Origin of the sequence: Nocardioides sp. P86 (genome assembly GCF_023712465.1) — a bacterium.
Taxonomy (GTDB): Bacteria; Actinomycetota; Actinomycetes; order Propionibacteriales; family Nocardioidaceae; genus Nocardioides; species Nocardioides kribbensis.
This window is the reverse complement of the sequence record NZ_JAMAYE010000045.1, coordinates 1-408: the sequence shown is the minus strand read 5'-3', so window position 1 is coordinate 408 and position 408 is coordinate 1. Positions and strand designations below refer to the sequence as shown.

At 69.1% G+C, this 408-nt stretch carries 1 protein-coding gene; it reads right to left on the bottom strand.

Annotation, left to right across the window (positions count from 1 at the left end):
* The coding region (locus M3673_RS18875) for an HAD family hydrolase (protein ID WP_251535616.1) at positions 1–392 on the bottom strand (392 nt) is incomplete at its 3' end.
* Positions 393–408 lie beyond the last annotated feature (16 nt).

The following is a 408-nucleotide window of genomic DNA, read 5'->3' as shown; positions in this document are numbered from 1 at the left end:
ATCTTCTCGAGCGCGGCGTCGGTGAACTCCTCCTTGCCGCTGCTCGCGAGCGCCACCTTGTAGCCCTTGCTGCGCGCGGCGCGCACGGCGTCGGCAGCGCCGTCAAATCCGCGCACCTCGGGCAGGAGCTTCTCGTACTCCTCCTCCCACGCGTCGCGCAGGTCGCCGCCGTGCTTGCTCTCGACGTCGTCGCCGACGAGGTTCGGGACGAGCTGGTCGCCGCCCATGCCGATCGAGCGGTGCACGCGCCACAGCGGCGGATACAGGTCGAAGCGCGCGAACGCACGCGCCCACGCGATGGCATGGTGGTACGTCGAGTCGATGAGGGTGCCGTCGACGTCGAACAGGACGGTGTCGACGGCCCCGGAAGCCTGCTGCGAATCGTCAGTCATCCCACCATCCTTGCCC